The organism is Kibdelosporangium banguiense (assembly GCF_017876405.1).
GTDB classification, from domain to species: Bacteria; Actinomycetota; Actinomycetes; order Mycobacteriales; family Pseudonocardiaceae; genus Kibdelosporangium; species Kibdelosporangium banguiense.
The window spans coordinates 6,490,180-6,515,547 of sequence record NZ_JAGINW010000001.1 but is presented as its reverse complement, the minus strand read 5'-3'; the positions used below and the strand labels follow the sequence as shown (position 1 = coordinate 6,515,547).

26 protein-coding genes are annotated in these 25,368 nt (G+C 66.5%); 10 read left to right on the top strand and 16 right to left on the bottom strand.

Annotation, left to right across the window (positions count from 1 at the left end; all coding sequences use genetic code 11):
* Positions 1-376 precede the first annotated feature (376 nt).
* Complete coding sequence (locus JOF56_RS30665) at positions 377-964, bottom strand: hypothetical protein (protein ID WP_372448395.1); 588 nt, start codon at positions 962-964, stop codon at positions 377-379.
* 258 nt (positions 965-1,222) lie between these two features.
* Here JOF56_RS30665 and JOF56_RS30660 point away from each other — a divergent pair, with 258 nt between their 5' ends.
* Complete coding sequence (locus tag JOF56_RS30660) at positions 1,223-2,149, top strand: glycoside hydrolase family 25 protein (protein ID WP_209642945.1); 927 nt, start codon at positions 1,223-1,225, stop codon at positions 2,147-2,149.
* Positions 2,150-2,193: 44 nt separating this feature from the next.
* On the opposite strand, the gene JOF56_RS30655 is transcribed toward JOF56_RS30660, so the two are convergent.
* The gene (locus tag JOF56_RS30655) at positions 2,194-3,858 is read right to left on the bottom strand and encodes a tannase/feruloyl esterase family alpha/beta hydrolase (protein ID WP_209642944.1); all 1,665 of its coding nucleotides are present in this window, start codon (positions 3,856-3,858) and stop codon (positions 2,194-2,196) included.
* A gap of 54 nt (positions 3,859-3,912) precedes the next feature.
* The gene (locus JOF56_RS30650; RefSeq protein WP_209642943.1) at positions 3,913-4,914 is read right to left on the bottom strand and encodes a LacI family DNA-binding transcriptional regulator; all 1,002 of its coding nucleotides are present in this window, start codon (positions 4,912-4,914) and stop codon (positions 3,913-3,915) included.
* Between the two features lie 152 nt (positions 4,915-5,066).
* Between JOF56_RS30650 and JOF56_RS30645 the strand changes: the two genes are divergently transcribed.
* Positions 5,067-7,076 (top strand): bifunctional aldolase/short-chain dehydrogenase, encoded by a 2,010-nt coding sequence (locus tag JOF56_RS30645; protein ID WP_209642942.1) that lies wholly within the window; start codon positions 5,067-5,069, stop codon positions 7,074-7,076.
* Positions 7,073-8,455 carry a rhamnulokinase gene (locus JOF56_RS30640; protein ID WP_209642941.1) on the top strand — a complete coding sequence of 461 codons (1,383 nt, stop codon included), beginning with the start codon at positions 7,073-7,075 and terminating at the stop codon, positions 8,453-8,455. Before JOF56_RS30645 ends, JOF56_RS30640 begins: the two co-directional genes overlap by 4 nt.
* 235 nt (positions 8,456-8,690) lie before the next feature.
* Here the strand turns inward: JOF56_RS30640 and JOF56_RS30635 are convergent, their stop codons facing one another.
* The 6 genes from JOF56_RS30635 to JOF56_RS30610 form a co-directional block, all read right to left on the bottom strand.
* The gene (locus JOF56_RS30635; RefSeq protein ID WP_209642940.1) at positions 8,691-8,897 is read right to left on the bottom strand and encodes a ferredoxin; all 207 of its coding nucleotides are present in this window, start codon (positions 8,895-8,897) and stop codon (positions 8,691-8,693) included.
* A complete protein-coding gene (locus JOF56_RS30630) occupies positions 8,894-10,150 on the bottom strand; it encodes an NADH-ubiquinone oxidoreductase-F iron-sulfur binding region domain-containing protein (protein ID WP_209642939.1) in 1,257 nt (418 codons plus the stop codon). Before JOF56_RS30630 ends, JOF56_RS30635 begins: the two co-directional genes overlap by 4 nt.
* Entirely contained in the window at positions 10,147-10,698 is a 552-nt protein-coding gene (locus JOF56_RS30625) for a ferric reductase-like transmembrane domain-containing protein (RefSeq protein WP_209642938.1), read from the bottom strand. Before JOF56_RS30625 ends, JOF56_RS30630 begins: the two co-directional genes overlap by 4 nt.
* Positions 10,695-11,594, bottom strand: a complete 900-nt coding sequence (locus JOF56_RS30620; protein ID WP_209642937.1) for an FAD:protein FMN transferase — start codon at positions 11,592-11,594, stop codon at positions 10,695-10,697. The genes JOF56_RS30625 and JOF56_RS30620 overlap by 4 nt, the downstream gene beginning before the upstream one ends.
* On the bottom strand, positions 11,591-11,953 hold the full coding sequence (locus JOF56_RS30615) for a hypothetical protein (protein WP_209642936.1): 363 nt from the start codon (positions 11,951-11,953) through the stop codon (positions 11,591-11,593). Before JOF56_RS30615 ends, JOF56_RS30620 begins: the two co-directional genes overlap by 4 nt.
* Positions 11,954-12,147: 194 nt before the next feature.
* Positions 12,148-13,266, bottom strand: a complete 1,119-nt coding sequence (locus JOF56_RS30610; protein WP_209642935.1) for a sialidase family protein — start codon at positions 13,264-13,266, stop codon at positions 12,148-12,150.
* An 84-nt stretch (positions 13,267-13,350) separates the two neighbouring features.
* Between JOF56_RS30610 and JOF56_RS30605 the strand changes: the two genes are divergently transcribed.
* Positions 13,351-14,124: a DUF3800 domain-containing protein gene (locus tag JOF56_RS30605; protein ID WP_209642934.1), complete on the top strand. Its 774-nt coding sequence runs from the start codon at positions 13,351-13,353 to the stop codon at positions 14,122-14,124.
* Between the two features lie 14 nt (positions 14,125-14,138).
* On the opposite strand, the gene JOF56_RS30600 is transcribed toward JOF56_RS30605, so the two are convergent.
* Positions 14,139-15,086, bottom strand: a complete 948-nt coding sequence (locus JOF56_RS30600) for an NsdA family TPR-like regulatory protein (RefSeq protein WP_209642933.1) — start codon at positions 15,084-15,086, stop codon at positions 14,139-14,141.
* Between the two features lie 179 nt (positions 15,087-15,265).
* On the opposite strand from JOF56_RS30600, the gene JOF56_RS30595 reads away from it, so the two are divergent.
* A complete protein-coding gene (locus JOF56_RS30595; RefSeq protein ID WP_209642932.1) occupies positions 15,266-16,072 on the top strand; it encodes a universal stress protein in 807 nt (268 codons plus the stop codon).
* 198 nt (positions 16,073-16,270) lie between these two features.
* Here the strand turns inward: JOF56_RS30595 and JOF56_RS30590 are convergent, their stop codons facing one another.
* The 3 genes from JOF56_RS30590 to JOF56_RS58350 are packed head-to-tail and all read right to left on the bottom strand — an operon-like array spanning position 16,271 to position 17,776.
* Complete coding sequence (locus JOF56_RS30590; protein WP_209642931.1) at positions 16,271-16,897, bottom strand: alpha-ketoglutarate-dependent dioxygenase AlkB; 627 nt, start codon at positions 16,895-16,897, stop codon at positions 16,271-16,273.
* Between the two features lie 37 nt (positions 16,898-16,934).
* Positions 16,935-17,438, bottom strand: a complete 504-nt coding sequence (locus tag JOF56_RS58355) for an imine reductase family protein (RefSeq protein WP_245378462.1) — start codon at positions 17,436-17,438, stop codon at positions 16,935-16,937.
* Positions 17,439-17,455: 17 nt separating this feature from the next.
* Positions 17,456-17,776, bottom strand: a complete 321-nt coding sequence (locus JOF56_RS58350) for an NAD(P)-binding domain-containing protein (RefSeq protein ID WP_245378461.1) — start codon at positions 17,774-17,776, stop codon at positions 17,456-17,458.
* Positions 17,777-17,960: 184 nt separating this feature from the next.
* Between JOF56_RS58350 and JOF56_RS30580 the strand changes: the two genes are divergently transcribed.
* Both JOF56_RS30580 and JOF56_RS30575 read left to right on the top strand, forming a co-directional pair.
* Positions 17,961-20,987: an ATP-binding protein gene (locus JOF56_RS30580; protein ID WP_209642930.1), complete on the top strand. Its 3,027-nt coding sequence runs from the start codon at positions 17,961-17,963 to the stop codon at positions 20,985-20,987.
* A 59-nt stretch (positions 20,988-21,046) separates the two neighbouring features.
* Positions 21,047-21,763, top strand: a complete 717-nt coding sequence (locus JOF56_RS30575) for a DUF2306 domain-containing protein (RefSeq protein ID WP_209642929.1) — start codon at positions 21,047-21,049, stop codon at positions 21,761-21,763.
* Here JOF56_RS30575 and JOF56_RS30570 read toward each other — a convergent pair.
* Positions 21,735-22,274 (bottom strand): hypothetical protein, encoded by a 540-nt coding sequence (locus JOF56_RS30570; RefSeq protein WP_209642928.1) that lies wholly within the window; start codon positions 22,272-22,274, stop codon positions 21,735-21,737. The two genes, JOF56_RS30575 and JOF56_RS30570, sit on opposite strands and share 29 nt — an antisense overlap.
* A 68-nt stretch (positions 22,275-22,342) precedes the next feature.
* Here JOF56_RS30570 and JOF56_RS30565 point away from each other — a divergent pair, with 68 nt between their 5' ends.
* Positions 22,343-23,095 (top strand): ANTAR domain-containing protein, encoded by a 753-nt coding sequence (locus JOF56_RS30565; RefSeq protein WP_307855328.1) that lies wholly within the window; start codon positions 22,343-22,345, stop codon positions 23,093-23,095.
* On the opposite strand, the gene JOF56_RS30560 is transcribed toward JOF56_RS30565, so the two are convergent.
* On the bottom strand, positions 23,092-23,571 hold the full coding sequence (locus tag JOF56_RS30560; protein ID WP_209642927.1) for a DUF6328 family protein: 480 nt from the start codon (positions 23,569-23,571) through the stop codon (positions 23,092-23,094). The genes JOF56_RS30565 and JOF56_RS30560 overlap by 4 nt on opposite strands.
* Positions 23,572-23,781: 210 nt before the next feature.
* Here JOF56_RS30560 and JOF56_RS30555 point away from each other — a divergent pair, with 210 nt between their 5' ends.
* Positions 23,782-24,186, top strand: coding sequence for an STAS domain-containing protein (locus JOF56_RS30555; protein ID WP_209642926.1), 405 nt, complete (start codon positions 23,782-23,784; stop codon positions 24,184-24,186).
* A 12-nt stretch (positions 24,187-24,198) separates the two neighbouring features.
* Here the strand turns inward: JOF56_RS30555 and JOF56_RS30550 are convergent, their stop codons facing one another.
* Positions 24,199-24,702, bottom strand: coding sequence for a hypothetical protein (locus tag JOF56_RS30550; RefSeq protein ID WP_209642925.1), 504 nt, complete (start codon positions 24,700-24,702; stop codon positions 24,199-24,201).
* A gap of 84 nt (positions 24,703-24,786) precedes the next feature.
* Here JOF56_RS30550 and JOF56_RS30545 point away from each other — a divergent pair, with 84 nt between their 5' ends.
* The gene (locus JOF56_RS30545) at positions 24,787-25,326 is read left to right on the top strand and encodes a hemerythrin domain-containing protein (protein WP_209642924.1); all 540 of its coding nucleotides are present in this window, start codon (positions 24,787-24,789) and stop codon (positions 25,324-25,326) included.
* Positions 25,327-25,368: the final 42 nt, after the last annotated feature.

Here is a 25,368-nt window from a genome sequence, read left to right as displayed (position 1 = left end):
AAGTCTGCGACACGGCTGGGGACGGCGGCCAGTGTCGCGATAATCAGTGCCCGCGCAGATCTGTCACTGCCCGGCGCGGGAACCGCTCATACCCGGCATATGAGATCCTCATACCTGCTCGCCCGGTAGCGCTCTAGCAGGTCACAAGGGTGCGAGCGGCAGAGCAGGGGCTTCGGGCACCATCGGCGACCGAATGGTCGCGCATCGTTATCACCCACGGTCAGAGGGCCCGGCGGACACGCCACGTGCAACACGCCGGATGGTTACCTCGGCGGCGGGAACGCCTCACCTCGTGTTCACCGGTAAAAACCGGCGGCCGGCAAAAAGAAATCATCGGCACTAATGGCCGGCCGCCGGTGGAAAAACAGCGTCAAGGTCACTTGCGCCAGAACTTGATCCCGCTCCACACCGTGGTGACCGGGCCCTTTCCGCTGGCAGTTCGATACGAACCGAACTTGTCGTAGAAATCGCCGGACGGACTGGAGACAGTGTGCTTGAGCGACCCGTTGATGTACGTCCGGTGCTGGCTGCCCACCTGATGCACGGTGTTGACCCGCACGGTCGCGCCGACGGTCGCACCAGTCGCGATGGTGTCGCCGCCGTGCACCGCGTAGAGCCGCCCGCCACGCTCGACCGCGAGCATGAAGAATGGGCCGGTAGTCTTGAACGTCTGCTTCAGACTGATCCGGGAACCGGCCATGCTGGTGATCCGGAACGAGCCTTCGAACTGACGCGTGCCACCCGTGTAGGTGGCGTAACGGCGCTCGGCGCGCTGGTCGCCGCTGCCGGTCGAACACGTGAGGGTGAACGTCATGCCGTTGACCGTGCCGCATCCGCGTTGCTGCACGGAGAAAGTCGGCTCATAGGACGTCCAGCCGCCGCCTTCGACCTGCGCCTGTGCGGGCAGGGCGGCGAGCGTGAGTCCGGCTGCTGCGAGCGCGACGACGGCGCAACTTCGCTTGATCACCGCGAACCTCCTGATCCTGGTGCCAATGGGGGCTACGGATATGTCCAACTGGAGGGCGGCTTAGGCTGAGCGTAGGAATACTTGGGCACGTGAACAAGTCCCAACCCGGCTACGTATGTCGTTGAGAAGGGCACAACGCCAGGCCAAGACCCCCACCGGAGGTATGCACGCCACGAGTTTGACGCTGCTCAGCCACTGGGTACCCGTTACCGGATCCGTACCCGGTCCCGGAAAAAATTCCCCCGAGGTGATGCCATGGCACTCGGAATCGACATCTACCGCTATCAGACAGTCACCGACTGGAACGCCGTGACGCGGCACGGCGTCTCGTTCGTCTATGTGAAAGGCACCGATGGTGGCGGACCCGCCATCGTGCGTGCCGACGCTCAGGTGCGCGGCGCGCAGAGCGTGGGACTACCGGTCGGGCTCTACCACTACGCACAGCTGTCGCCGAGTCCTGAGGTGCAGGCCGACGTGCTGACGGCCGAAGTGCTCCGGCTCGACGCGACCGGCCTGCCGCCCGCCCTGGATCTGGAAGATCCGCACCGTCCCGGCGGGGCGGCCCGCGACTTCGCCTTCCGGTTCCTGACCCGCCTGCGCGACAACGGGTTCGGCTCGGTGACCTTGTACGCCAACACTTCCATGCTGTCCGGGATCACCGCGGACACGATCGGCGTGCCCGGCACCATTGTCTGGGCAGCCGCGTACGGGCCGAACGACGGCAACAGGCACCCGCTGAGCTACCGCGGCCAGGCCAACATCCACCAGTACACCTCAGTCGGGCTGGTGCCCGGCATCAGCGGACGGGTCGACCTCAACGAGTCCCTCACCGAACTTCCAGGAGCTGACATGCCACTGACCCAGGACGACGTCAACCGTGTGGCGCAGGCTGTGTGGGAGCAGCACCGGCCGCACCTGGACCCCAACAACGGCTTGATTCTGCCGATGTGGATCTGGACAGTCGGCGCGAACATGGGTGCGTGGGCGGCCGCCAGCCGGCCGCTGCCCTCGGCGAACATCGAGGAGATCGCCAAGGGCCTCGCCGGTGAGCTGGTCGGCCCGCTGACCGAGGAGCTGTCGCAGAACAGAATCGCCGGTGACGGCGCCCTCGACCCGGAGAAGATCGCGCACAACATCGCGCGCAAGCTCGTCGAACGCCAGGCCGCGAAGGTCGAAAGCTAGGACGCGACTCGTGGGGTGGCTGCCAGCCACCCCACGAGTTCTGTTCAGGCCCTGGGGCCCGGGATCGCGTACTGGTACGTGCCGACCCAGCTGATCTGGTCCTTCGGCGGGGACTGCGGAGGTACGGCGACGAAGTCGGCCGCGTCGTCGATACTGCCGGAGCCGTCGTACTTCGCCTGCAACGGATACGGGAACACCGGCCGCGTGCGAAGCACGTTGCCCTGCTCGTCACGCCCGGTCGCGATCACCTTCTGGGGCGCCTGTCCCCATTCGACCCAGGCCACAGTCTCCCGCAGCGGGTCGAACTCGCCGAGTTTGCCGCCCTCCGCACAGTGATAAAGCGAGGGCACCATGAACAGGCGAGCCCATTGCTGGGTCCTGGCAAGGCCGCCAGAGCGTTGGACGAGCCGGTCGTAGTAGTCGAGCGTGCCGTGCGGCGGGATCGCCATGTCGGCCCAGCCGTGCCAGATCACGAGCTTTCCGCCGGCCCGCCGGAACGCGCTCAGGTCCAGGTTCAGCGAGTTGGCCTTGTATCCCTCGGCCGTCAGCTTGTGGAACTCGGCGCTGGTGAACCGGAAATCAGCCAGTGACGAGTGCGGTGTCCCGATGGGATACGCCAGGTACTTCAAGGTGTTGTCGGCGAGCAGCCCGGCGATCGATCCGGTGCCGGGGATCGGAGTGACCCAGCCGTTCCATGCCAGTTCGCTGCCGTACGGCTGATACCCGGGGTAGAGCAGCCGACCGGCCTCGTCGGTCGGTCCCGCATACAGCTTGCGGGTCGTTTCCACCTGGGCGGGCGTCAGGCAGTCCGGTTGGTCCGTGTTCGCCGGGCACCGCAACAAGATCGGGTCGTACTTGCATCGGCGCGGGTCGTCGAGCTGGCCGTCGAGGAGTCCGTCCAGGTTGTCGCACGCGGCGATGACTGCATTGTGCAGCGTGGCCAGTTTGTCGGGCGTGAGGATGGAGGAGCCGTCCGGTGCGGTGTTCGCACGAGCGAGCCACGCTTGGTACACCATCAAAGCGCTGATGTACGCGCCCGGTGCACCGGCGATGATGCCGTCGAAGTCGTCCGGATACCGCTGGGCCAGCAACAACGCCTCACGGCCGCCGTTGGAACACCCTGAGAAGTAGGAGTGTCTCGGCGGGGCGCCGTAGTACGTCGCGATGATCCGCTTGCTGGCCAACGAGACCACGTGCGGGGCACGGAAGGACCAGTCGTCCCGCGCGGCCTGGTTGTTCGCCGCCCACGCACCGTCGAGGAACGGGAACGTGCCCTTTCCCTCGTGGCCGTCGTCGGTCGCCGCGATCGCGAACTCGCCGTTGCGCGGCAGGCAGTTGTCGGGAAAGAGCAGGTCCGGGATGGCGCCGCACAGGCCACCGCAGCCGGACTGCAGGTAACGGCCGGTGTAGCTGCTGGTCGGGAGTTTGAGCCGGAATTTCACGGCCGGCTCGACAAATCCCTGAACATCACAGTGTTCGGGGTCGGTCGCGGTCGCCGGGACGACGGCCGTCGCGGTGATGTGGGTGGGTGCGCCGGGGATCTGGAAGTCCTTCGGCAGGCCGGCGCACTGGCGGACCGGCCGGATGACCGCCGATCTGGCTTCTACGGCTTCTGCGGCTTGTGCGACGGACGGCACGAACACCAAGCCTGCGACCGCCAACGCGGTCAGCCCCAGTGTCGTGGCCCGTCGAATGATCGAAAAGGCCATGCCTCAACCCTGGCCCGGCCGCCGGGACGCGGCAAGGGCATTGGCTACACCTCGTCACGTCGAGTCGCGGATCACCAGCTCCGGCTTGAACATCACCTGCTGGTGCGCGTGTGTCTCGGGATAGTCGCACTCCTCCAGCAGCAGCTGGGCGGCGTTGCGTCCTATTTGGAGGGTGGGCTGCCGGATCGAGGACAGCGGCACGGCGGCGTCCGCGGCGAACTCGATGTCGTCGTAACCCATGATCGAGATGTCGTCGGGCACCTTGCGGCCGGTGCTCACCGCGGCCCGCAGCAGCCCGAGAGCCAGCAAGTCGTTGGCACAGAACGCCGCGGTGATGTCCTTGTGCCGGCCGAAGAGCTCGCGGGCGGCCTCGTAGGAGATCCGCGCCTTCAGCGCGGGCAGCTCGACGACCTCGATCACCTTGTCCGGGTTCCGGCCGGACTCCTCGACCGCGGCACGCAGGCCGGCCAGCCGGTCGGCACACTGCCGCAGGCTCAGCGGGCCGCTGAAGAACGCGATCCGCTCGTGCCCGCGTTCCATCAGGTGCCCACCGGCCAGCTCACCGCCTGCCACGTCGTCGACCGCCACCGAGCAACAGTTCACGCGCGGGTCGTGCCGGTCCACCAGCACGGTCGGCGTCCCGCGCCTGCGCAGTGCGTCCAACCGCTCCGAGCTGACCTCCACCGGCGTGATCAGGACCCCGCGAACCCGCTGTTCCTCGAGAACCTGCAGGTAGCGGTCCTCCCGGGGGGCCTGCTCGTCGGAGTTGCACAGCACGACGGCATAGCCCAGCTCAGTGGCCACGTCCTCGACGCCTTTGGCCACGTCGTGGAAGAACGGGTTCGCCATGTCCAGCACGATCAGGCCGAGCGACCGGCTGGTGCCGGCGCGCAACTGGGCGGCGGAGGAGTTGCGCACGAAGCCGAGCTCCTCGATCGCGGCCAGCACCTGTTGCCTGGTGACGTCGGCGACCTTGTCCGGCCGGTTGAGCACATTGGACACCGTGCCGATGGACACCCCGGCCCGCACGGCGACATCCTTGATACTCGGCGCCATAGATGAATCGTATCAATGAAACACGGCCACGCAGTGCACCTTGACGGCCTTCGCTGGCCCGGCTAACTTGACGATAGCGTAGTGAAACGTTTCATTGTGCATCCGACACTGCATGCGTACCGGACACCGTTGCGCCGGATGGGGAGCCTGACGTGGAAGAGCTACTGGCCCGGGCACACACCCTGGGTGCCGATCGCCGGAACACCAACTACGCCGGCGGCAACGTCTCGGCCAAGGCGACGGCGACCGACCCGGCAACCGGTGACGAAGTGGACCTGATGTGGGTCAAGGGTTCCGGTGGCGACCTCGGCACGCTGACCGCCGCCGGGCTGGCGGTGCTGCGGCTCGATCGCTTGCACGCCTTGGTGAACGTGTATCCGGGCGCCGACCGCGAGGACGAGATGGTCGCCGCGTTCGACTACTGTCTGCATGGTCACGGTGGCGCAGCGCCAAGTATCGACACGGCCATGCACGGGCTGGTGGACGCGTCCCATGTGGACCATCTGCACCCCGACTCCGGGATCGCGGTGGCGACCGCGGCCGACGGCGAGGACCTGACCCGCAAGATCTTCGGCGACCGGGTGGCGTGGGTGCCGTGGCGCCGGCCGGGCTTCCAGCTCGGCCTGGACATCGCCGCGATCAAGGCAGGCAACCCCGCGGCGATCGGGTGTGTCCTCGGCGGTCATGGGATCACGGCCTGGGGTTCGACCAGCGCGGAGTGCGAGGCCAACTCTCTGGAGATCATCCGCACGGCCGAGCAGTACCTCGCCGAGCACGGCAAACCCGAGCCGTTCGGGCCGGTCGTCGAGGGATTCGAACCGTTGCCGGAGGAGGACCGCAGGGCGCGTGCGGCGGCGCTGTTCCCCACTTTGCGGCGTCTGGCGTCCACCGATTCCCGCCAGATCGGGCACTTCACCGACAGTCCGGAGGTCTTGGACTTCCTGTCCAGGTCCGAGCACCCGCGGCTGGCGGTGCTGGGCACGTCGTGCCCGGACCATTTCCTGCGCACCAAGGTCGCGCCGCTCGTGGTCGATCTCCCGGCGGTCTCGCCCCTGGATGACGTGATCGCACGCGTTTCGGCGCTGCACGAGACTTACCGAGCGGACTACGCGGCGTACTACTCCCGGCACGCGACCGCGGACTCGCCGCCGATGCGCGGAGCCGATCCCGCGATCATCCTCGTGCCCGGCGTGGGCATGTTCAGCTTCGGGCGGGACAAGCAGACCGCGCGAGTGGCGGGCGAGTTCTACGTCAACGCGATCAACGTGATGCGCGGAGCCGAGTCCGTGTCGCGCTACACCCCCATCGACGAGTCGGAGAAGTTCCGGATCGAGTACTGGGAGCTGGAAGAGGCCAAACTGCGCCGGATGCCCGCGCCCAAACCGCTGGCCACCAGGATCGCCCTGGTCACCGGCGGCGGCTCCGGCATCGGCAAGGCCATCGCCCACCGCCTCGCCGCCGAGGGCGCGTGCGTCGTCGTCGCGGATCGGGACGCACAGTCCGCCGCCGAGGTCGCCTCAGCCATCGGCGGAACCCCCGTGACAGTCGACGTGACCTCAGAGGAGGCGGTCGCGGAGGCAATCGCGGAGGCCTGCCTGGCGTACGGCGGCGTGGACCTGATCGTGAACAACGCCGGCTTGTCGGTGTCGAAACCCCTGTTGGAGACAACGGCAGCGGACTGGGACCGGCAGCACGACGTGATGGCCCGTGGCTCGTTCCTGGTGTCCCGCGAGGCCGCCCGTGTGATGATCACCCAGGACCTCGGTGGCGACATCGTGTACATCGCCAGCAAGAACGCGGTTTTCGCCGGTCCCAACAACATCGCCTACAGCGCCACCAAGGCCGACCAGGCCCACCAGGTCCGGCTGCTGGCCGCGGAGCTTGGCGCGTACCGGATCAGGGTCAACGGCATCAACCCGGACGGAGTCGTGCGTGGCTCCGGCATCTTCTCCTCAGGCTGGGGCGCCCAACGAGCCGAGGTCTACGGCGTGCCGGAGGAAAAGCTGGGAGAGTTCTACGCCCAGCGGACCCTGCTGAAGACCGAAGTGCTCCCCGAGCACGTGGCCAACGCGGTCTTCGCCCTGACCGCAGGCGACCTCTCGCACACCACAGGCCTGCACATCCCCGTCGACGCCGGCGTCGCCGCGGCCTTCCTCCGATGACGGCATTCGTGGCGGTGGACCTGGGCGCCAGCAGCGGCCGAGTCATGCTCGGCCAGGTCACAGCCGCAGCGGTGTCCCTGACAGAGCTGCGCCGCTTCCCCACCGGCCCCAGGCCGAGGCCGGACGGAGGCCTGAACTGGAACGTCACCGAGATCCACCACGAAATACTGGCGGGCCTGCGTGACGCGGCCCCGGCAAACCCGATCTCCATCGGCGTCGACTCCTGGGCGATCGACTACGGCCTGATAGGCCCGTCGGGCCAGCTCGACGGAGACGTCCGCTCCTACCGAGACCCAAGGACGGAAAGAATCCCGGACCAGGTACGAAAACTGATCTCCGATGAGGACCTCTACGAGATCTGCGGCCTGCAACACCTGCCGTTCACCACGATCTACCAACTGATGGCCGAACCCCAAGACCGCCTCGCGGATCACAGGATGCTGCTCCTGCCAGACCTGATCACCTACTGGCTGACCGGAACAATGGGAGCCGAGGTCACCAACGCGTCGACAACCGGGCTACTCGACGCCACAACCCGCCAGTGGTCCCCAGAGATCATGTCGCGACTGGATCTCCCCTCCTCACTGCTGCCCCCGCTGCGTCAACCCGGAGACCACTGTGGACTCTTCGGCTCAACCCAGGTCGTCTCGGTCGCTTCCCATGATACCGCCTCAGCAGTGGCGGCACTTCCGGTGTCCTCCCCAAATTTCGGCTACATCTCTTGCGGCACTTGGTCTTTGGTAGGCCTGGAGCTTCCCGCACCAGTCCTGACCCAAGAAGCCCGGCTCGCGAACTTCACCAACGAGTCCGGAGTAGACGGAACAGTCCGCTTCCTGCACAACACAATGGGGTTGTGGCTGCTCAACGAGTCAGCGCGAACCTGGGGAGCAGATCTCGCTCCCCTGCTCCGCGCCGCCGAAGACGAGCCCGCATTGAAGGCCGTGTTCAATCCGGACGACACAGTGTTTCTAGCGCCCGGCGACATCCCCGCCCGAATCGTCACCGCCTGCCGCAGCACCGGACAGGAGCCACCCCGACGGGAATCAGCTTTCGTTCGCAGCATCATCGAATCGCTCGCCCTGGGCCACGCCTCCGCGCTCGGAACAGCCGCCCGCCTCGCCAACCACGAAACCGAGGTCGTCCACCTAGTCGGCGGCGGCGCCCGCAACAAGCTCCTCTGTCAGTTGACAGCCGACGCCTGCGGAATCCCAGTACTGGCCGGCCCAGTCGAGGCCAGCGCTCTCGGGAACATCCTGGTGCAGGCTCGAGCCGCGGGAGTCGAGGCTCAGGCCAGCCCCGCTTTCGCCCGCTACGAGCCTCGCGGCAATCGGGACGTTTGGCGAGAGGCAGCCGATCGGGTTGGACTCCCTTTTTCCTGACGGCTCCCCCGATAGACTGGAACAGGGACGCCCCCCAGGAGTGGCGGGGGCTGCTCTCTTATATAGGGGCGGAAATTCCTGAGAAACGCTGACGGTCTGAGGCTGAAGTCTGAAGGATGAGTCGGGGCTGCGCGGGGCCTAGAACGCTGGGACCTAACCAGGAAACTAAAGCAAAAACCCGAACAGGACCCAACCAAGCAAAACCGCGAGGGCGCTCAGCCGAACACCAAGAAATTCAAGCCCGAGATTTGGCCAGAGTCAGTGCCAGCTTGGGGCACAATGAGACGGCCTTCTTGGCGTGCTTGTGCAGCTCGCGGGGAACTGGGGCGTTGGCGAGGATTGGATAGCCCCATTCGTCCAGCCCGATCAGTTCGGGAACGAGTTCGGCGCAGACTCCGTGCCCGTCACAGGCGATCATGTCGACTTTCAGTTGCTCGCTCATCGCCAGCCCTCGCTTTCGTCCGGGAGTGCGGGTAGGGGGAGGACGCGCGGCCCGGGTGAGCAGCGTTGTCCGGAAAGGTGGCGTCGCACGTCGAGCGCGAACACCTTCAAAGCGGAATCCACGAACTTGACGACCCCATCGGGGTGAGCGCAAGCACCGCGCCCATTGATCACGCCGAGCCGGAATCGAAGCCGCTCGTAGGCTTCGCGCGATCCGTCACGCGCGATCATGGCGAAGTCATCGGCAATCGCAGGGAGCCCCTTGAAGCAAGGACCACACTGCTTGGCGGTCTGCGCAGACATCCAGTCCGCCACCCGCAGAGTCTCGACCAGACCACAACTACGAGCGGGCAGAGCGACAACGATCCCAGCACCGATGGAAGCCCCAACCGGAGACAAGCCTTCCGGGCTGAAAGGCCGCCGCAACTGATCCGGGGCGATCCACGAACCGCCATATCCGCCAACAAGAAGCGCGGAAATCGGCTCGCGCAGGCCGCCGGCAACCCGCAGAACAGTCTCGCCGGTCACGCCAGTCGGAAGCTCATATACACCGACATTCCGCACAGCCCCACTCACGGTGAACAGCGCCGTGCCGGGAGCCTCCCCAGTTCCCGCCTGCCGGAACCAAGAAGGGCCATATCGCGCGATCATCCCGATGTGCGCGAATGTCTCCACATTGGAAACCAGCGTCGGCCGCCCGGCCACGCCGGAAACCCGGGCGGAATCCGCTTTCGGCCGACCTTCGTCGCCGCCGACGAACGCCGCTACAGCAGTGGATTCGCTGGAAACGTACCAACTAGGCGGTTCGGTCACATTGATCTCGACCTGACCCCAGCCGGCAGCCTTACGATCAGCGATCGCCGTCAGCATTTCACCGGCAACGCCTGTCCCGCGATGCACAGCGACTGTGATGCAATCGGCGCCAATGGCAAGGGCAGCAAGCTCGGCGCCGTCCAGCACAAGATGCGGCGCACGGCGAAGCAACAATTTGTCTTTGCCCGCAGCGGGTTCGCTTTCCATGCCGTTCACGACGACGTAAGGGTTTTCGCGACCGGCGACGGAAGCCATCTTCTTGCCGCTCGGAAACCAGCCGCCGCCTCGGCCTCGTAGGCCCGACGCGTTGAGCATGTCGATCAGTTGCGGGGCCACGTTCACAGGCAACGGCCCCAGAACACGTGCATGGTCAGCGAGGTTGCGGGCCTGAGCGGCAAGCAGCCGAGGCCTGCCGTCGTAGCGTTGTTGTGGGGCGCTCACAGCGACCTCCTCCGCACCGAGGCGACGCGGTAGCCGCCGCATGTGAGCACGAGTGCGACGCCGATTCCGACTGTGATCAAGGACCAGGCCTGGTCAGTACCGATCCCGATGGTGTGGATGACCGCCACCGGCCAGCCGATGTAGGCCATCCAGTGGATCAGGCGCCAGATTCTGAACGACATTTTCGTGCGCAGCACACCGGTCACCACGAGCATGATGATCACGTCGAAGGCGAGCGCGCCCAGTCCCAGATAGAGCGGTGAGTACGTGCCGATGAACGGGACCACCGCTTCCAGCAGGCCGATCGAGACGTAGTCGTCGAGCACGATCGTGACGATGTGCACCAGCAGGAACACCACGGAGGCCAGCGATATGTTGCGGTGCAACGACTCGGTGACGAACCGCGGCCAGCGCGACGTACTGATCCGGCCCGCGGTCAGCAGACCGAGGGAGACTGCGATGGTGAACAGCGACAGCGAGATGATGCCGCTGCCTCGCGCCAGATACCAGTATGTGCTTTCTCCGATGAAGGGCGCTGCGACAGTCATGACGTCTCCTCGGGCCAATCGGCCACAGTGGTAACGGCTCCACCCGTTGCCACCAAGCGCGACGGGAGCCGGCGCGCGGCGAGCCAGTTCGGTGCACGGTCGCCGAGCACGAGCGCGGCGGTCGAGGCTGTGTTCGCGGCGACGCATGTGGCGGCCGAAACCGTGGCGTAGCGCCAGATCCGCGATGCGGGAAGACCCGTTGCCGGGTCGAGGATGTGATGCAGGTGCCGGTCGCCGCGGCGCCACGAGCGTACGGTCACGCTCGATGTCGCCATGCCGCCGGAGTCGATCGACACGATCTGGCCGCTGTCGGCGAGAGTGTGGTCCGCGGTGACGCGGACGCTCCAGCCGTCGGCGGGCGGCTTCCCGGCGAGCGCGAGGTCGCCGCCGAGGTTCACCAGCACGCCGGCGCCGGTGGCGTCGGCGATCATCTGGGCGGCTTTGTCGGCGGCCCAGGCCTTCGCGGTGGCGCCGAGGTCGATCTGTACACCGTTTGGCACGGTAACGGTGTCGCCGTCGACCCGGATGTTGCGCCATGCCTGGCGAACCGGCGGATCAATGTCCACTGTGGCGGGTGCGCGTCGCGGAACCTGGGCGAAGGTCCGGTCGTAGCCCAAGGTGATCAGGTAGGTCCCAAGGGCCGGGTCGACCAGTCCGTCGCTGTCCACGGCCGCCTGCAGGGCCACCCGGACCGCTTCGGCCAGCAGCGGATCGGTCGCCTTGCCGGTGCGGTTGAGCAGGCTCAGCGCGGAGTCGTCCCGGAACCTGCTGCACGCCAGGTCCAGATCCTCGATGAAGGAGCGGAGCATCGGTTCGGCCGTCGGCAGCACGGAGGGCTCAGTGACGAGCAGATGAGCTGTCGTGCCTATGGCTGCGAACCGGACACTGGCGGTCACGACCCACCTGACTGGGTTTGTGGAGCCTTGGCGGTCGGGCGGGGCTTGGGCGCGGGCGCAGGCTGCTTCTTCTGCGTCGGCGTGCTCTTCTGAGTCGGAACGACGGCTACGCCGGCGTCAGCACCCGTGCCTGCCGGGGCGGGTGCTTGGGTCGTGGGCACCGTCTGGTCTTCGACGGCGACCCCTTCGAAGGCGGCGTTGCTCGAGGTGTCCGGCTTCGCGGGGATCCCGGAGGCGATGGCCACGCCGAGACCGACGGTGCCGGTCAGGCCGAGTGCCACGACTCCGGTCGTGATCAGGGTGATCCGCCTGACGGCCGCGTCCCGGGCGGCCGGGTTCAGTCGCTGTCCTTGCGCCATTGTGCTGTGCCTCCCCGGCTTGTCAACCACGTCACAGCACACACGTAGCAGGGCGCCAGAGGGTTCAAACCGCCTTGCATGCCGGCGGCGTTTCAGCCCAAAAGGGCATCATGGCAAGTCCACGACAAAGTGGATGTCACCGACAACAGTATCCGCGCACAACGGCCGGGCAACGGATATGCACCGGCCGGATGTCAGCGAACCAGCGGCCCGGTGGCGTAGTACGTCTTGCAGACCGGCCCGTCGTAGTCGGTGGTCACCTCGAGCACGGAGCGGCCGTCGCGCGCGGGCAGCAGGCCGGGACTGAAGTTCCGGCAGCCCTCGTTGTCCACACCGGACACCTTGATCGGGGCCGGGATCTCGTACCACGGACCGTCGCCCCCGTTGTCGTTGGCAAGAATGGTGCCACCGTTACCCGCGGCGAGCGCTCCACCGCTGTGCACCAGCATCTCGGTGATCAACAGAATCGTTCCGGACGGCCCCGGACCTGGACTCCAGGCGGGCACCGGCGTGTGCCGCCCCTGCTTGCCGTCGGATGTCCGGACGACTGTGCCGAGGTCACGCGGATCGCCGTAGTTCCAGCCGTCGGCCGAACGCCGGAAGTAGGCGCTGCACAGATGCACTTTGTCGTTGTTGCAGACCTCGTAGGTCATGAAGTAGCCCCGGCCGGGCAACGGGATGGCGTTGATCATGCCCGGCCGCACGTTCCAGGCGTCGCTGACCACGGTCTCCCGGTAGTCGGTCCACTGTAGACCGTCCGCCGACCGGACCTGGACGAGTTTCTGGTCGTGCTTGATCTTGTCGGTCTCGTCGGAGTAGAACGCCACCAGCCGGCCGTCGGCGGCGACCGACATACTCGGCTCCCAGGCGTTGTACTGGTTGGGCGACGAGGCGATGTCCGACAGGAACGACCAGGTGGTTCCCCGGTCCTTGCTGGCCCAGAGCCGCTGTTTGGTCTGTTTGCCATGCATCGCCAGATAGCCGACGGTGCCGGCCCACAGCACAGTGCCTTTCGGCAGCGCGCCGACCGGGGACGGCAGTTCGAACAGCACGGAACAGCAGATCCCCTTGCTGCCCGCGGCCGCCGGGTCGGGAATCCTGGCGATCTGCCGGAAGGTCCGGCCGTCGTCCTCGCTCGCCATGATCACGCCGAGGCCCTGGGCGCCGTCATTGGTGGTGATGCTGGCCAGCACGCGGCCGCTTTCCAACCGGATCACGCGTGGATAGCTGCTTCCGCCGTCATAGAGGACGTGCCGTTGCGGAGCGGCGTCGCTCGGCGCCGTCAGCAGCACGCTCACCAGAATCGCAGCCACACTCCACACCGCACCCCTCCGATTACTCTCGGTAGCGATCGGATACTAACTTGCACACCCTGCTTCCGCATCTAGGGTTGAGTCGTGCCGACCGAAATCGCCTGTGACGAGTCCGGTTCGGAGGGCGGCAATCTCATCGGCGCGATCACCGACGTATTCGCCCATGCCAGCGTGCGATTGAGCATCGAATCCGCTGAGGAGTGCATTCACCGGTTACGGCGCCGGATCCGCTCCCCCGCCCTGGAATACAAAGCAAATCACCTGCTGCGCGAGAAACACCGCGCCGTGCTCGTCTGGCTGCTGAGCCCGCACGGCCCCATTCACGGCAATGCCCGGGTTCACCTGGTCGAGAAGACGTTTTTCGTCACCGAGAAGTTCGCCGAACTGGCCGCACCCAGCCTGGACGCAAGGACGCTCTACCGCGCGGGCTGGCAGGCGCTCGGCCCGCGGCGGTGGCTTGCGTTCCTGAAATCATTCAACGACCTGGTCCGGTCCCAGCCCGGCCTCATCGCGCTGGATCTGCACATTCCAGCGATCGCGCAAGCCGTGGCGCACTGGAGTGCCGAGGGCGATCCGGTCGCGGTTGTGCACGACCGGCAGAACCTGCTCACCGAGGAACGCCTGTTACAGCTCAAGCAAACGCTCGGCGGCAGGCTCACCGGCCTGCGATTCGCCGACTCGCGGGACGACGCCCGGGTGCAGATCGCGGACTTCCTGGCCGGGGTCGCCCGCCGGATCGCCTCCGACGAGCTCAACGGCCACGGCGACGCCGAACTCGTCGAACTGCTGCGGTCCTACGTGGACCCCGCGTCGACCTGGGGCGACGAGCGGAGCTGGGCAGCCCTGCGCCCCCGGTGACAGGCCGCGGCCCGCTATGAGGCGGCGGGCAGCATGGCCCGGATCTCCTCGGTCAGATCGTCGGCGCCGCTCCACCGGCGGGCCTCGTTCTCCAAGGGGCGCAACCGATCCCGCAACCGTGCCGACCGTACGGTACGTCCCAGCCGGATCGCGCCCCGGCCGACGTCCACCGCGTGGTCGACGTCCTGCAGCAGCAAATGGTTCACCGCCAGGGAGATCAGGCAGAAGGCCCGGCTGCGGAGCATCCCGTCGCCATAGCCGGAGACAGCCCTCTCCAGCGCAGGCACCGCACGCCGCGCGTACGCCGGGTCGGCGAACCGCGCGAGGTCTGTGTAGACAGACCCGATCATCCCAGCAACGTCGACCTCGGTGAAGAACGCGTCCCAGCCAGGGACTTCGGTACGGTCGGCGGCCGCGAACTCGTCCTGCATCCGCGCGAGCGCGGCGATCGCCTCCTTCGCGCGGCCCAGCTTCGCGTACGCCCAGGCCACGTTCGCGGACAGAATCGCCGTGCCGAGCGTGTTCGGCGACGCCTGCGCGGCCTGACGGCCGAGCTCGAACTCGGCCAGCGCCCGGCCGGAGGAGTTGTAGTGCAGGTGGACGCGACCGATCCGATACCTGATGTTCGCCGTCATCGCCTTGTTCCCGGCGCGGGTGGCCAGGTCCAAAGCGGAGCCGAAGTGCCGCAGCGCCTCGGGAACCGAACCATGGTCGAACAACGTCCACCCAGCCAGGTTGTGCAGGTCCGCGACGGCGGTGTCCAGCCGCCGGGTCAGCTGCACAGGCATCGTCGCGCCCAGCATCGCTCTCGCGCGGGGCAGTCTCGACAGCACCGCGCGGTGGCAGCTCCCACCGCCGTACTGGTAGTCCAGAGCACGCAGATCCCGGGTGCCGGCCTCCAGCCGCTGCACGTCCGAAATCCCGATTTGCGCAGGTGCGCCACTTGGACGGCGCCGATCCATGGCTCCTCCTCGGGTCGGCCTCCCGTAGAGGAGTTACCGGCGAGAAGGACGGTCAAACGACCGGCCAAGAAATTCCTTGCTGTCCATAATGGATGGTCAAGTGCTGCCGAGCCACGCATCTGGCCCTATCGCTAGGATTCGCACAGGACTACCGTGGACCCCGGCCATCGGGAGGCTCGATGACAGCTACAACGGCGGTAACGCCCGCGGTAGCCGCCTCGGCGGAGTACCCGCCCGAACGGCACCGCCCCCGTGTCACCATCGGCACGGACGGCTCGACATGGGGTGACGCCGCGCTGGAATGGGCGCTGCGGCACGCCTGGCTGGTGAACGCCGGCCTGAAGGTTTATTCGGCCAAAACCAGCGATGATCATGCAATCGCCCGAAGACTCGACGTCTACCGCTGGTTGAACGCCTCAGTCACCACATCAGACGACTCCCCCGAACAAACCCTGCTGACAGCAAGCACCGAAACAGACCTCCTGGTCCTAGGTCACCACGGGCACAGCCCCCACAACCTGAGCATCGGCCACCTGGTCCTCCCCCTGGTCACCCACAGCCACTGCGACACAGTCATCGTCCGAGGCGAGCCCCGCGCAGTCCGCGCCGAACACGGCTGGGTAACCGCCGCAGTCGGCGGCTCCCACGACGACGCAGTAATCCGCCGCGCGGCAGAAATCGCAACGCGGTATAGGGATGGCTTGCGAATTGTGCACGCCTGGCCGCTGCCGGGTCCCCGCGCAGTGCCTTCGAAGGCGGAGCCGAATGAGGTGCTCGAGAAGGCCCGCGCTCTGGTCGCGAAACTGGTGCCCACGCTGACGCCGAGTCTGCACTTGGTTCGCAGCAGGCCGCATGAGGCGGTGGAGACTTGCTCCCGGAGTGATTTGCTGGTGATGGGGCCGGGGAGCGAACCTGGCCAGTTGTCCGCCGTTACCCGGACCGCGCTGCATCTCGCGCCTTGCCCTGTTCTGGTTGTTCGGCCGTAGTGTTTTGGAGCTGGGTTTCTGCCCAGCTCCTATTTTGGGTTTTGGTTCAGTGTCTACGGTTGGGCGCTCGGCTTTGTAGCAAAACCCCGAACAGCGCCCAGCCACCGACACTAACCAAAAACAAAGGCTACCACTGACGCCGAAACCCCTGAAAGGGCCAACTCGATACACCGAAGCAAAAAGCCAGGCTAACGGCCATCACCGAACATTATGAGGCCGAAACTGAATACTGATCCGAGGCCCAACGGGTTTGTTCGTCTTGGGCACGGCATGGTCCCACGTGCGTTGGCAGGAGCCACCCATGACGAGCAGATCGCCGTGTCCGAGGGAATGCCGGACGATGTCCCCGCCGCCCTTGGGGCGCAACAGAAGTGCGCGTGGGGCACCGATGGACAAGATGGCGACCATGGTGTCCTCGGTGGCTCCACGCCCGAAACTGTCGCCGTGCCAGGCGACACTGTCGCGACCGTCCCGGTAGTAGCACAATCCGGCCGTGCAGAACGGTTCCCGTAACTCCTGCGCGTAGTGCTCCCCCAAGGCGACCCGTGCCCGTTCCAGCACAGGATCCGGCAGTACGTCCCGTTCGGAGTAGAAGCACAGCAGCCGAGGCACGTCCACGACCCGGTCGTACATCTGACGACGCTCGGCATACCAAGGCACGGCACTCACCAGGCGCGAGAACAACGTGTCCGCCCCGGACAGCCATCCGGGCAGCACGTCGACCCAAGCGCCCTGCGTCAGCTCAGTCCGCCGAATCCCGGACAGCGGCCCAAGACCGACTTCGTCCACGGCGTCGAAGAGCGAGCCCTGCAGACCAGCACCCATACCTCCACACTACACACACCTCGAACAGAAGTTCGAATCACTTCCGTAGCAGCTCGACCAGCGCCGAAACACTGTGGTCACGGTGCCCCTGGTCGACGGCCCGGCGCAGCAGGTCGTGCATGGGCTCGTTCCAGGACACGTCTATGTTGCCTTCTTCCCCAATCGAGTGGTCGTGCGCGATGCCTTCGTAGAACAGGCCCAGTGCGGACGATGGGTTGCCGTAGTCGCCCGAGTCGATCTCCGCGGCGAACTGTGGCAGTACGGACTCGATCATCCGCAGCCACTTCACGGTGTGCGAGACCAGGGTCTGGGCCTCCAGTCCGCGTGCTGTCACAAGGGCGGCGCCCTGGAAGAAGCCAAGCAGCGCAGGCAAAAGGGTCCCGCCGGCAGCGAGTTCGTACAACGATGCGAGATCAGGTTCGGTGCCAAGGTGGACGGTGTCGCCGCCCATTACACGCAATGTCTCCACGTGGGTGTCGAAGACTTCACGGAAGCCTGCGTAGTAGAGCAATGTGTCCGGCTTGCCCACGGCTTCAGGCACGTTCTTGACCGCGCCGCCTAGGAACGACGCACCTTTGGCGGCGGCCCATGACGCCACTTTGCGGCGTCGGCCGGGGTTCCGGTGTTCAGCGTGACCAGGGTCCGGCCGGCCAGATCCGCGTCGGAGAGCACTGACAGCGTTGCGTCGAAGGTGGTGAGGCATGTGATGATCAGGGTGTTCGCTGCGACGGCCTCCTCGATGGTCGCAGCCTGGACAGCACCGGGTGGGACGGCCCTGCCGGCGCTGCGATTCCATACGGTGGTGTGGTGTCCGCCGTTGACGTAGGCAGTGGCCAGGGCGCTGCCCATGGCTCCCAGGCCGATGATGGTGAGCGACATGAAACGATCTTCGGAGCTTGGCGCACATTTGATCAAGTACCTACAATTTTGCCGGGTACAGACATAAATGTAAGTGAAGGGTCATGCTGAAGAGACGCAACTACACCTGCGGACTGGACGCCGCCCTCGACATCATGGGCGGCAAGTGGAAGGCCACGATTATGGCGCTGGAGCGGGAGAGTTAGTGCGGTTCGGCATCCTGGGCACAGTCGAGATCCGGTCGGCTGACGGTGAAGTGTTGCCTCTTGGTGGGCCGCGTCAACGTGCCCTGCTTGCGTTGCTGCTTCTTGATGCGGGTCGTGTCGTGACTGTCGAGCGCCTGCTGGATGGCATGTATGGGAGCCAGCCGCCTGCCGGAGCGATGAGTGCGCTGCAGTCGCAGGTTTCCCGGCTGCGCCGGGGCCTGCCACCCGATCTGATCGAGTTTCATCCGGCGGGCTACCGGATCGCGCTCGAGCCGGAAGCCGTGGATGTGCACCGGTTCGAGCATCTGGCAAGGCAAGGCGCACGGGCCCTCGCCGAGACCGACCACGCGCAAGCCGCAGCCTTGCTGAAAGAAGCGCTCGACCTGTGGCGAGGCCCGGTACTCGCGGATGTGCCGTTGACCGAAGCAATATCAGCACGCCTCAACGAACTCAGGCTGTCAGCCACCGAAGACCTCTTCGACGCCCAACTCGCCCTCGGTGAGCACGCCGCATTGATCTCCGAGCTACGCGCCCAAGTCGAAGCACACCCATTACGCGAGCGCCTGCGCGGTCAACTAATGCTCGCTTTGTACGCAGGCGGACGCCAAGCCGAAGCGCTGGCCGAATTCGAAAACGCGCGACGAACCCTCGAAGAGGAGCTCGGCGCCGATCCGTCAGCCGAACTGTCCGCGATTCATCTGGCTGTCCTGCGCGGTGAACCGGATCCGCGGTCGAATGTCCCCGCGCAGCTGACCAGTTTTGTCGGCCGGGCCGACGAGCTTGACCGGATTGTGGCCATGCTGGCGGATTCGCGGCTGGTCACGGTGACCGGCCCGGGTGGCGCGGGCAAGACCCGGCTTGCCATCGAGGTGGCCGGTCTGCAGGCGCGAGAGACGTACTTCGTCGATCTGGCAGCGGTAAGCCACGGCGCCGACATCCCGCAGGCGATGCTCTCGGCGCTCGGTGTCCGCGACGCGGGCCTGTTCGGCACGCTGACGCAGGACACCACCAGCCGGGTCATTGCCGCCCTGGCCGATCGGCATGTGCTGCTGATCATGGACAACTGCGAGCACGTGATCGCCCACGCAGCGGGGTTTGTTCACCGCCTGCTGACCGCCTGCCCCGGCTTACGAGTCCTGGCCACCAGCCGGGAAGCGCTCGCCATCACCGGCGAGCACCTGTGCCCCTTGCCTTCGTTGCCCGAACCCGCGGCTGTCCGGCTCTTCACCGACCGAGCCGCCGCGGTCTCCCCCGGTTTCCATGTCCACGCGGGAAACGCTGAAACGGTCAAGCAGATCTGCGAGGCGCTGGACGGGATGCCGCTGGCGATCGAACTCGCCGCCGCCCGGCTACGGTCCCTGGAGATCGCCGAGGTCGCGGCGCGCCTTGAAGATCGGTTCGCGCTGTTGTCCCGCGGCGCGCGCACGGCTTCACCCCGCCATCGGACTTTGCGGGCGGCCGTCGAATGGAGCTGGGACCTGCTCGACCCGGACGAACAGTTGCTCGCCGCCCGGCTGACTGTCTTCGCTGGTAGCGCGACCTTGGCGGCGGCCGAGCAGGTGTGCGGTATGCCCGCCACGGCTGATCTGCTGTCCAGTCTCGTGGACAAGTCGCTGGTGGAGAACGTCGGCGGCCGCTACCGGATGCTCGACACCATCCGTGCGTTCTGCGCCGAGCACCTCACCGAGGACATGCGGCGCGCGCACGCGACCTACTTCTACGAACTGGCGGAGACCGCTGATCCCCACCTGCGCCGGGCCGAGCAGCTGGAGTGGCTGAGCCGGCTGGATGCCGACCACGGCAACATCCAAGCGGCCCTGCGCTGGGCGGTCAGCAACGACACAACCCTTGCGCTGCAGATGTTCGGTGCCATATCGCCCTACTGGTACCTGCGTGGACTACGCGGCCAGGCCACGCCCCTCGCGACCGAACTGCTGACCCGGATCGGCACGCAACCGCCTGACGACCTCGACGAGGAGTACGTCCTCTGCGTGCTGCACGCGGCCTGGTCGGAGATCGACGCCCCGCACTGGCACGACCACCTCAAGCACGCCGAATCCATCATGCGCCAGCCTCGTGGCGCGATCCGGCGCGCGCACAGTGCTTTCCTCTGGGCGGTCGCCACCGGGCCGCCCAAGGGCGAGCCGCAGCGGCCGCTGCTCGACGACGACACCTGGTCGGAGTCGTTCGCGACGCTCGGCTTCGCCATGCTGAACATGTTCGACGGTGAAATCGTTGCCGCCCAGGCGGACCTGGCCAAGGCACTGGCCGGCTTCCGCGCCGTGGGCGACCGGTGGGGCCTGATCACCACTCTGGACACGCTCGCCCAGTTGGCCGACTCCCGCGGCGACGACCAGGCGTTCCTGGATCTGCTCACCGAGGCGATGGACCTGGTCGGCCAGCTCGGCTCGGTCGACGACACAGTCACGCTGCTGTGCCGTCGAGCGGACAACCTTGTGCGTGGAGGCAACTTCGACGCCGCCCGCGCGGACTACGAACACGCGGCCACGTTGGCGCGCCGTATCGGCACCTCGGACCAGTTGGCCGCCGCCTACAGCGGCCTGGGCGAGATCGCGCGTTTCGACGGCGACCCGGCCAATGCCCGCCGCCTGCAGGAACTCGCCCTCAGTACGTGCACCAAAGGTCCGTTCGGCCTGGGCAGTCCCCAGGCGCGCGTCCTGATCGCGCTGGCCCGGCTTGTCGAGGCCGAGGGGGACATTTCCAGCGCCGGAGCCCACTATCACCAGGCGATCGCCATCGCCCTGGAGCACCGGCACCTGCCGTTCGTCGCACGCGGCACCGACGGTCTGGCCAGCCTGGCCCTGCGCGAAGGAAACGCGGAACACGCCGCCCTGCTGCTCGGCGCGGCCATCGCCATCCGTGGCATGCCCCTCATCGGCGACCCTGACATCACCCGGGTGACCGATCAGGCCATCGCTGTCATCGGCAAGGACGCCTTCACGGCCGCGTTCGAGCGTGGTGCCGCGCTGACCCGTGAGCAAGCGCTGTCGTTGATCGGTAAGTGAACGGTGCTCGAACGGTAAGCGGGCTCCCGCATCCTCCTCACCAGGGAGGAATCACAACAATGACAGCGACACTGCAGAAACCCAGGACCACCACGAAGAAGTGGTGGCAGCGCCCCTGGATAGGGCCGCTCGGCCTGCTGGCCATCGCGTTCATCGCGTTTTCCGTGCCGCCGTACCTGACTGGTGACCGGAGCCAGTCACGTGTCCAGCAGCCGGACTACGCGTGGCACTACCCGCTGCTGGTCGTTCACGTGCTCTTCGCGTCCGTCGCGATGATCACGTGCGTGTTCCAGATCTGGCCGTGGTTCCGCCAGCGCCATCCACAGGCACACCGGAGGATGGGACGGATCTACGTGTTCGGCGGGGTCCTGCCGGCCGGGGTATTGGCCCTGACGATCGGTATGGTCACGCCGTTCGGGCCGGCCGCCTTCGCCAGCGGGATCGTGATGGCGCCGCTCTGGCTGTTCTTCACGGTCGCCGGGTACCGGATGGCCCGGCAACGGCGGTTCGTCGACCACCGCAGGTGGATGATCCGCAGCTTCGCCCTGACCATGTCGATCATCACCAACCGGCTCTGGGCGATCGTGTTCGGCATCGCGGTGGGACCCCAGCTGGAGACCACGTTCCACGGCGACTTGAAGCTGATGGTCTACTCGATCTCCGGCGCCACGACATGGCTGGGCTGGGTGATCCCGCTGCTGATCGCCGAGTGGTGGCTGCAACGCCCGGAGATGGCCAGACGCAAGGCTAGGTCCGTTGCCGGCGGTGCTGGCTGACCAGCTGGGCCCGCAGGACGGACACGACATCCGGGTGGCCCAGCGGAAGCGGTGGGTCACGCCGGTCCCGGTCGCCCTGGAAGCTGTGCGCGATCACCCGCACGTTCACGCCTTCCAGGGCGAGCGCGTCGATCACGGCCGCTTCCCGCTTCATCCACATCTCGTCGGCGACCTTCGCGGTGGCCCCGTCGACCGGGATGCCGCCCGCGGCCGGGTCCACCAGCAGCACCGACCGGACGACCTCGCAGTGCCGCCCGCCGATCGCCAGCGCCGCGACTGAGGACGCGCCCGCGGCCACGACATCGACCGGGCCGGTCACACCCTGCAGGAACTCGGCGAGCTGCCAGGCCGAGTCCTCGACCGGCAGGCGGCACCACACCACCGTCCACCGATCGGTGAGTTCCCGCCAGGTGGCCGGCAACGCACCGTGACTGGCCGCCCCAATCGGATCCAGCACGATGATGGTGCCGAGCGGATTCTTCGGGCCCTGGTGAACTATCGACTCACGCACGGCTGCTCCTCTCCAAGGCAGAGATACCCACGTCCCACTTGACCCACACCAGGTGTAGACATGTCGGCGTGACCGCTGACGAACTGCCCGGGGCGTCCCGCCTCGACGAGACCACTGAGGCGCTCGAGGATCTCGAGCAGATGTGGGACGCGCTGGCCGGCGAGGAACCGCTGAGCAATTCGCTGCAACGCCTGGTGGACGCCGCACTCAAGGTCGTCACCGGCGCCGACGCGGTGAGCGTGACCGTGACAGTCCACTCTGGACTCAACCCGAAAACGGCAGCCTCATCACACGAATGGGCGGTCATCGTTGACAAGAACCAGTACGAGGCCGGCGACGGTCCGTGCCTGGAAGCCGCCCGTATCCGGGAGCCGGTCCTCGTCTCGGGCAAGCAAGCGTTCGCGCGCTGGCCGCAGTTCGCCGCCGACGCGGCACGGTACGGCGTGCATGCGTACCTCTCCACCCCGCTGGCGCTCACCGGCGTGGAGAACGGTCAGCTGATCGGCGCGCTCAACGTCTACGGCTTCCAGACGGATTCGTTCGACCGGCTGGACGAGGCACTGCTCAGACTCGTGACCACCACGGCATCCGCGACGATCACCAACGCCCAGCGCTACCTCAAGATGCGCGACGTCGCCGATCACATGCGCACAGCGATGGCGTCCCGCGCGGAGATCGAACAGGCCAAAGGCGTGCTGATGGCGGTGCACGGGATCACGGCGGAGGAAGCGTTCGACAAGCTGGTCGCCCAGTCCCAACGTACCAACACCAAACTCATTGTGATCGCCAGGCAACTGCTGGCATCGCTGCGGAACTCCTAGTCCGTACGTTCCGGCGCAGGGCCCTCAGAGCGCTCACGCCACGGAACGATCAGCCACAGCATGCTGAACCCGACCGCGGTGATCACGGCGGTCACGATGGCGCCCCAGCCGCCGAGCACGACCTCACCGATGAGCAGCACGGTTCCGGTGACCGCGGCGGCAAGACAGATGAGTCCGCTCACCGCAAGTTTGTTGGCAACACTGATGATTCGCTCTCGCCTGCCATGCCGGAACAACACGCGGTGCCACGATGCGGGCGCGGTGAGCAGCGCGGTCGCCGCTGTGGCGAAGAGCACGGTGATGAAATGGGTCGTGCGAATGTAGTCGTCCGCCGTGGCGTAACGCTCGGTGAACGCGATGGACAGCAGGAAGCCGAACAGGATCTGCACCCCTGCCTGCGCCACCCGTAACTCCTGCAGCAGTTCGCCCAGATTGCGGGCCAGCCGCTCCTGGTCAGAATTCTCGGCATCACTCACCAGAACGGGGTACCCTGGAGCCGAATCCGGCAATCCCCCTCTCACCAGGGCAAATACCGCGCAAAGGGCCCATGGTTACCCCGTGGGGCCAAATTCTAACCAACTTTCTCACCAAGTTGTGTCACGCTCGCGCGCTCCCGTACGGTTGGGGTATCACAACGGTTGAGCACACAGCCGCGCTGACGTGTTTCGCAACCGAAAGGGAATTCCGTGAACACACCGAATGGCTTCACTGGCAGTGACGACGCCCATCCGGGCAAGCTGCTCACTGTCGATGTCCAGCCACACCCTCGCGGCATTCCGTTGGTGCGGTTGCTCGGTGACGTCGACCTGGCCACCGCCCCGCTTTTCCAGCGCGCCGTGGAGCAGCAGGTGGCCCAGCGGCAGCGGTTCGTGGTGGACATGGACGGCGTCGACTTCCTCAGCTCGGCCGGCCTGGCCGTCCTGGTCGACGTCCGTCAGCAGATGGCCGAGAAGGACCTCAAGTGGGCCGTGGTCGCCGCCAGGGCGACGGTCACCAGGCCGTTGGAGATCACCGGCCTGCTCACGATGCTGCCGATCTTCGACACTGTGCCGGCCGCATTGGACGCGGTCGCCGATCCCGTGGCAGGCTGATCCCTCCCGGCGTCAGTGGTCCCCGTCGGACCGGCGCGTGGAAGCGAGCTCGCCGAGCCACTGGGGGCGGGGGATCCCGTTGGTGTCACACCATTCCAGCATGCCGATCGTCCACAGTACGACGTGCGTGAGCACCTCGATGGTGGCTTTGAAGCTGTTGTCCCGCAACGCCAGGTCGACCTGGAACAGGGTCTCCTCGCTGTGCCCGTTCAGCTCGGCCAGCAGCGCACGCACCGCGGCCCGGATCGGCGGACTGGTCTGGTCGATGTCCAGGGCATTGTTGTCGTCTCCGGTCAGCTCCAGTCCGTAGGTCCGGTCCTGCTCTTCGGCCGGGCCCGCGGCGGTGAGCATCATCTGGGACAGCGCGGCGATGAGCTCACACGTGATGAGGTGTGATTCGCGGCCACCGTTCGTCCGATCGGCGGTGAGCCTGGCCATCTCCAGCACCATGCTCTCGTCGTCGTTGCGGCGCGTCACACCGACGAGCTGCCTCGCCTGCAGTCGTGTGTTGGTCACCATGACTGTCGTGTACCCGGCCGTTACGGCGGCAACCACGGTGATTTGGGATTATCACGACATCTCGCGGGTATGTGTCAGATCATGACCACGGATCTCAGCAGTGTGCTGGCAGCCGCCCACCAGGACCTGGCGGGCCTGCTGCATGAAGTGGAAACCAGCCCGGCAAGCCCGGAACACCGGCGTCAGCTGGCCGATCACATGATCACCGAACTGGTCGCGCACGCGGTGGCCGAGGAGCAGCACCTCTATCCCGCCGTACGGGAGTACTTGCCCGACGGCGAACGGATCGTCAAGGCCAGACTCACCGAGCACGCCGAAACCGAGCAGACCATGACCGAGTTACAGAACATGTCACCCGCCGATGCCCAGTTCGAGTTGTTGCTCAGCAAGCTGACCACCGAGACGCGCAGGCACATCGAGGACACCGAGACGGTTCTGCTGCCTGGCCTGCAAAAGGCCTGTCCCGCCGCTGATCGGCGCGAGATCGGCGCGAAGTTGTTGCACACCAAGCAGATCGCGCCTGGCAGACCCCATCCCGCCGCCGCGGACCGCAAGTCCGGTGACCTGATCCTCGATCCAGGCGTCTGCCTGGTCGAGAAGGTCAGGAACGCCCTTGCCTAGGCCGTGTCCATATCCGCAGGATCGGCATATGCCCGATTCGTC

Bases quoted from the DNA above. Each gene is read 5' to 3' on its own strand.
- JOF56_RS30660 (WP_209642945.1), top strand. From the start codon at position 1,223: ATGGCACTCGGAATCGACATCTACCGCTATCAGACAGTCACCGACTGG.
- JOF56_RS30655 (WP_209642944.1), bottom strand. From the start codon at position 3,858: ATGGCCTTTTCGATCATTCGACGGGCCACGACACTGGGGCTGACCGCG.
- JOF56_RS30650 (WP_209642943.1), bottom strand. From the start codon at position 4,914: ATGGCGCCGAGTATCAAGGATGTCGCCGTGCGGGCCGGGGTGTCCATC.
- JOF56_RS30640 (WP_209642941.1), top strand. From the start codon at position 7,073: ATGACGGCATTCGTGGCGGTGGACCTGGGCGCCAGCAGCGGCCGAGTC.
- JOF56_RS30635 (WP_209642940.1), bottom strand. From the start codon at position 8,897: ATGAGCGAGCAACTGAAAGTCGACATGATCGCCTGTGACGGGCACGGA.
- JOF56_RS30625 (WP_209642938.1), bottom strand. From the start codon at position 10,698: ATGACTGTCGCAGCGCCCTTCATCGGAGAAAGCACATACTGGTATCTG.
- JOF56_RS30615 (WP_209642936.1), bottom strand. From the start codon at position 11,953: ATGGCGCAAGGACAGCGACTGAACCCGGCCGCCCGGGACGCGGCCGTC.
- JOF56_RS30600 (WP_209642933.1), bottom strand. From the start codon at position 15,086: ATGGATCGGCGCCGTCCAAGTGGCGCACCTGCGCAAATCGGGATTTCG.
- JOF56_RS30595 (WP_209642932.1), top strand. From the start codon at position 15,266: ATGACAGCTACAACGGCGGTAACGCCCGCGGTAGCCGCCTCGGCGGAG.
- JOF56_RS30590 (WP_209642931.1), bottom strand. From the start codon at position 16,897: ATGGGTGCTGGTCTGCAGGGCTCGCTCTTCGACGCCGTGGACGAAGTC.
- JOF56_RS58350 (WP_245378461.1), bottom strand. From the start codon at position 17,776: ATGTCGCTCACCATCATCGGCCTGGGAGCCATGGGCAGCGCCCTGGCC.
- JOF56_RS30575 (WP_209642929.1), top strand. From the start codon at position 21,047: ATGACAGCGACACTGCAGAAACCCAGGACCACCACGAAGAAGTGGTGG.
- JOF56_RS30545 (WP_209642924.1), top strand. From the start codon at position 24,787: ATGACCACGGATCTCAGCAGTGTGCTGGCAGCCGCCCACCAGGACCTG.